The sequence below is a fragment of the Brevundimonas diminuta 3F5N genome (genome assembly GCF_900163625.1).
Classification (GTDB): Bacteria; Pseudomonadota; Alphaproteobacteria; order Caulobacterales; family Caulobacteraceae; genus Brevundimonas; species Brevundimonas diminuta_A.
In genome coordinates, this window is the sequence record NZ_FUIE01000067.1 from 1 (window position 1) to 5,507 (window position 5,507).

The following is a 5,507-nucleotide window of genomic DNA, read 5'->3' on the forward strand; positions in this document are numbered from 1 at the left end:
CTCCGCCATAGCCCTCGCCGCTACAGTGCTCTTTTGGCTATGAGTCCTGAGCCTAGAAGCCTACCCTTATAGAAGGCAATGACAGGAAACGTCATTGCGACCGCATCGAGCTCTCCATCTTTTTCAAGATAATGAGTAGCTATCATTGCGGCTTGGACGCAGCGTACTTCTCGTCGCTCTACATCCGAAGGCGTCGCAGAGGCAGCTTGAGCAAGAAAAAATAAAAGAAACTCCATCTGCAGCGCCATACAGCAACACGTGCAAACAGGTATTTAACAGAGCGAATTCAGCCCGCCATCGCCATGTCAGGCACGCGAACCGTTTCGCGCCAGGCGCCGGGCTGGGCCAGCAGGGCGCGGACCAGCTTGTTGTTCAGGGCGTGGCCCGCCTTGACGCCTTCGTAGCGGCCCAGCAGCGGCGCGCCGAGCACATACAGGTCGCCGATGGCGTCCAGCGCCTTGTGGCGCACGAACTCGCGCTCCATGCGCAGGCCGCCGGGGTTCAGGATCTGGTCGCCGTCGATGACCACGGCGTTCTCCAGCGAGCCGCCGCGGGCCAGACCAGCCTGACGCAGGGCCTCGACCTCATGGGCGAAACCGAAGGTGCGGGCGGCCATGATGTCCGAGCGGAAGGTCGCCTCGTCCACGACGAAGTCCACCACCTGATTGCCGATAACCGGCGTGGGGAAGTCGATCTCGAAGCGCATCTCATAGCGGTCGCAGGGCAGAAGGACGGCGGACTTGTCACCCTCCTCCACCCGGATCGGCTTCAGGATTTCGATATAGGACTGGGGCGCTTCCTGGCGACGGAAGCCCGCACGGTCCAGCAGTTGCACGAACTGCAGCGCCGAGCCGTCCAGGATCGGCAGTTCCGGCCCGTCGACCTCAATCACGGCGTTGGAGACGCCCAGGGCCGCCAGCGCGGCCATCAGGTGCTCGATCGTCGACAGGCGCACGCCCGCCGCATTCTCGATCATGGTATTCAGGCGCGCATCCACGACCGCCTCGCCCGAGACGGGGATGCGGTTGTCGCGGTCGGTGACGTCCGTGCGCACGAAGACGATGCCGTGGCCAGGCGCAGCCGGGCGCACGACCAGACGCACGCGGCGGCCGGTGTGCACGCCGACGCCGGCGCAGATGGCCGGGGCGACGATGGTCTGTTCGTACTGGTCGTTGCGGACCGTCACTCGGAAACTCTCTGTTGCGCGATCCGCCTCAACGGGACGGTCTTCGCCTCACCTGTCGTTTACGCCTCAGGGCTCAAGCCCGAAATGAAAGTCGGGTTTCGGATTGTTTCGGTTCGACGACACGTCCCGACCCCTGTCCCCACACGTAAAAACGCCCCGGAGGTCGGCTCCGGGGCGCTTCAATATCAGGTTTTTTTGGGTCGATCAGTTCGCGAGGCGGCGGAGAAAGGACGGGATCTCCAGGTCGTCGTCGTCGGACTGGCCCACCTGCGGGTCTTGCTGCTGCGGCTGCATCGACTGGGTCTGACGCAACTGCTGGGTCGTGCGATTCGACGACGGCGACGGCGCATAGGACTGTTGCTGCTGCGGCTGCTGGCGCTTGCGGCCGAACAGGCTCCAGCCGCTGCGGCGATGGTCGCGCTCATCGTAGAAGGGCTCTTCGGCGGGCTCTTCATGACGGGCGGCCGGGCGCTGGGCCGGTTGCTGCGGCGCCGGCTGCTGACGCTGCGGAGCACGGTCGAAATAGAGGTCGCCCTGTTCCGACGAAGCGGCAGGCTGGGCGCGACCGGCGCCCTGCTCATACTCCTCGACCCACGGGTCGACGATCGGCTCCAGATTGCGGGGCGCATCACGGATAACGGGCTCGGGCTTGGCCTCGATCTTCGGCTCGGGCGCACGCGCGGCCGGGGCTTCATAGATCGGAGCCGGCGCCGGCTGCGGCGCAGCCTCGCGAACCGGATCGATACGGACTTCCGGCTGGCGCGGCGCCGCATTCGACAGGCCGCCCGTGCGGCTGAAGGTCTGGCCCTGCGGCTCGATCTGCTGGATGACGGCCTCGTCCATGCCGGTGGCGACGACCGAGACGCGGATCTTGCCGTCCAGCGCCGGATCGAAGGCGGCGCCGAAGATGATGTTGGCGTCGCCGTCCACTTCGCCGGCGATGGCGTTGGCGGCCTCGTCGACTTCCAGCAGGGTCATATCCATGCCGCCGGTGATGTTCACCAGCACGGCCTTGGCGCCCTTCAGGCTGGTCTCGTCCAGCAGGGGATTGGCGATGGCGTTCTGGGCCGCCAGCAGGGCGCGGTCGTCGCCCGTAGCCTCGCCCGTGCCCATCATGGCCTTGCCCATCTCGCTCATCACGGCGCGGACGTCGGCGAAGTCGAGGTTGATCAGGCCTGGCAGGATCATCAGGTCGGTGATCGAGCGAACGCCCGAGTGCAGCACCTGGTCGGCCATGCCGAAGGCGTCGGAGAAGGTGGTGCGTTCGTTGGCGACCCGGAACAGGTTCTGGTTCGGGATGACGATCAGGGTGTCGACGTAACGCTGCAGCTCGGCCACGCCCGCGTCGGCCAGGCGCATCCGGTGACGACCTTCGAAGGTGAAGGGCTTGGTCACCACGCCGACAGTCAGGATGCCGCGATCGCGCGCGCATTTGGCGATGACCGGCGCGGCGCCGGTGCCGGTGCCGCCGCCCATGCCGCAGGTGATGAAGACCATGTGCGCGCCTTCCAGGTGCGCATGGATCTCGTCCGCGCTCTCCTCGGCGGCGTTCATGCCGACTTCGGGGTGGGCGCCCGCGCCCAATCCTTGCGTGATCGTCTCGCCCAGCTGGATGCGGCGGTCGGTCTTGGCGAAGCTCAGATGCTGGGCGTCGGTGTTGGCGACAACGAACTCCACGCCCTCAAGGCCGGAGTCGATCATGTTGTTGACGGCGTTGCCGCCCGCTCCGCCTACGCCGAAGACGACGATGCGGGGCTTCAATTCCGTGGCTTCCGGCCTGACCAGCGAGAGAGACATTGTATTATTCCGACCTAAGGACCCTGCCCTTCGTCCCCGATGCGAACTCCCCGCCGAATCGCATTGGTTATGAGCGCGTTAAGGAAAACCCTGTCTACGTTAACGAAGGGTTACCTTGATTAACGTGAGTCGACGAAGACGACAGGCCCACATCAAGCTAGGCCGCAGTTTTTTTATGGACTCCTGACCTCTCACCTTAGTCCGTCGTTGCGTGAAACAACGTCGTTTGGTTAGCTGCAGCCTTAGGAATTTGCCGTCATTCTGATCGGCAAAAATGGGGGAGCGCACGTCTAAGATGCGAACAATTTCCACCGCCGCCCTGATGGCGGCGATCGCTGTAACGATAGTAACGCCTGTCTCAGCGCAGAATTCCACAGCTGTGGCCCCGGCAGCGCCGTCTATTCAAGACTTCGCGGCCTCTCCGATCATGTCCAGCTTCACAGTCTCGCCGGACGGCAACCATATCGCCGCTCTTCAAGCGCGCGGTGAAGATCAGGTCATCCTAGTCTGGCAGGCTCAGCACTTGGATAGAAACCCGACGGTCATTGGGTCAAGCCAAATGAAGATCCGTGGTGTGAGCTTCGTTAAGAACGACACCCTGGGCGTCACCATGTGGCAACCCTATGATGTGGCCGCAGCCGGTAACATCAAGACATTCCTTAGCAAGTTTCTTCTTACTGACATCCAAGGGAACAACTGGCGCGACCCCATCACGTCCTTCCGTCCGCGCTCCAGCGGCGAAGCTGATTTCCTAAAGACTCAAAGCCCTTCCGTGCTCGACGTCTTGCCGAACGATCCGGACAACATCCTGATCCAAATCAACGATGACGTGCTGCGCCTCAATGTAAGAACCAACCGTTCAGAGCGGATTCAGCGGTCGGGCGAGCGCGTCATCGGCTACGCCACCGACCTGAACGGCGACGTGCGCGTGCGTAACATTGCAGACCGGGACTCAGGGGGCCTGTATGTGGCCACTCAGTTCCGAAACGCCAGCGGCGGATGGGATGAACATTTCCGCAGCCATGTAAAGGATCGTGAAGTCTTTTCAGTCGCAGGTTTTAGCTCTGACCCGAATATCGCTTACGTAATATCCAACCGGAACCGTGATAAAGCCGCTATTCTTGAGTATGATGTCTCACGACAACAACTCGGTGAAACAGCTTTCGAGCACCCTCTGTTCGAAGCCACCGGCATGAGCATCAACCGCAATCGCGGTGATAATTTCGGCGAAATTCGCTCATTCTATTATAATGGTCCACGCGGAACAGAATTTCCGATCGCGCCCAATTACGAAAGCCTAATCTCAGGCCTGCAGCAGGCCCTAAAGATTGAAAATCACCCCTTGCGTGTGGTTGACCCGGCGACTGGCGTCGAGCGCAACATCAGCTATCCCACCGATCGCTACATGAACGTGGTCGCCGCGTCTCAAGACTGGAATACTGTAGTTGTATGGGTTGGATCGCCCAGCGACCCAGGCGCTTATCACATCTATAGCAACGGCGAGCTTAAGATGTTGGGAGAGCCCTACCCACAGATCAGACCGGAAAGCATCGGCACAACGGAACTGGTCTACTACAAGGCGCGTGACGGCCTCGACATCCCCGCCTTCCTAAGCAAACCGCCTACCGCTACCTTCGGATCCGGCCCCTACCCCACCGTGATCATGCCCCACGGCGGCCCCTGGGCTCGCGACGAACTGACATGGGACGGGTCTTCTTGGCGGGCCATGATGACATCGCGCGGCTACGCAGTGTTGCAGCCACAGTACCGCGGCTCGGACGGCTGGGGGAAACGCCTGTGGATGGCCGGCGACAACGAATGGGGCCAGAAGATGCAAGACGACAAGGACGACGGCGCTCTATGGCTCGTTGAACAGGGCGTCGCTCAACGTGAACGCATCGCCATGTTCGGCTTTTCCTACGGGGGATATGCGGCGATGGTCGCCGGTATCCGGCCTGGGGGCATCTACAAGTGCGCCATAGCAGGGGCTGGCGTCTCAGACATGACTAAGATTCGAACTGAGATGTTCCAAAATCCCTACACTCGTGAAGCGCAGCGCGATACCGTTACAGGCCTCAACCCGATCGCTCGCGCCTCCGATGTTTCAATTCCTATGATGGTGTTCACCGGGGATCGTGACCGCATCGTCACCCAGGACCACTCAGACCTGTTCGTCGCTCGCGCCCGCGGAAGCGGCCAGCCGATCGAGTATCACCTGATCAAGGACTATGCCCACGGCCCTGCCTGGACGCGAGCCATTATGGCCGACCAGCTCGGATATATTGACACCTATCTACGCACTGGATGTGGCGGGTCTGGGCTTTAAATAACGGCTCTTGAAGCTACTCAAGCCGCCCTGACATAAGTCAGGGCGGCTTTTTAATTGGCGCGCCCTACCGAATGCGGCGCCTCCCCGCTTGTCTTATCAAGCACCATCATCTGAAGCGTCTATTTTAAGGATAGCAGCACTGACGTGCCCCTGAGAATTTCCTCCACGCGGAGCTAGAGTCCGCCCCTTGAAAGG

General features: G+C 61.6%; 3 protein-coding genes. 1 reads left to right on the forward strand and 2 read right to left on the reverse strand.

Annotated elements, in window-relative coordinates:
* Nucleotides 1-286: 286 nt before the first annotated feature.
* Both lpxC and ftsZ read right to left on the reverse strand, forming a co-directional pair.
* On the reverse strand, nt 287-1,186 hold the full coding sequence (gene lpxC / locus FM111_RS12820; RefSeq protein WP_087141332.1) for a UDP-3-O-acyl-N-acetylglucosamine deacetylase: 900 nt from the start codon (nt 1,184-1,186) through the stop codon (nt 287-289).
* 204 nt (nt 1,187-1,390) lie between these two features.
* The gene (gene ftsZ / locus FM111_RS12825; RefSeq protein WP_087141333.1) at nt 1,391-2,983 is read right to left on the reverse strand and encodes a cell division protein FtsZ; all 1,593 of its coding nucleotides are present in this window, start codon (nt 2,981-2,983) and stop codon (nt 1,391-1,393) included.
* Between the two features lie 274 nt (nt 2,984-3,257).
* Here ftsZ and FM111_RS12830 point away from each other — a divergent pair, with 274 nt between their 5' ends.
* Nucleotides 3,258-5,309, forward strand: a complete 2,052-nt coding sequence (locus FM111_RS12830) for an alpha/beta hydrolase family protein (RefSeq protein WP_218779222.1) — start codon at nt 3,258-3,260, stop codon at nt 5,307-5,309.
* The last annotated feature ends 198 nt before the right edge of the window (nt 5,310-5,507 follow it).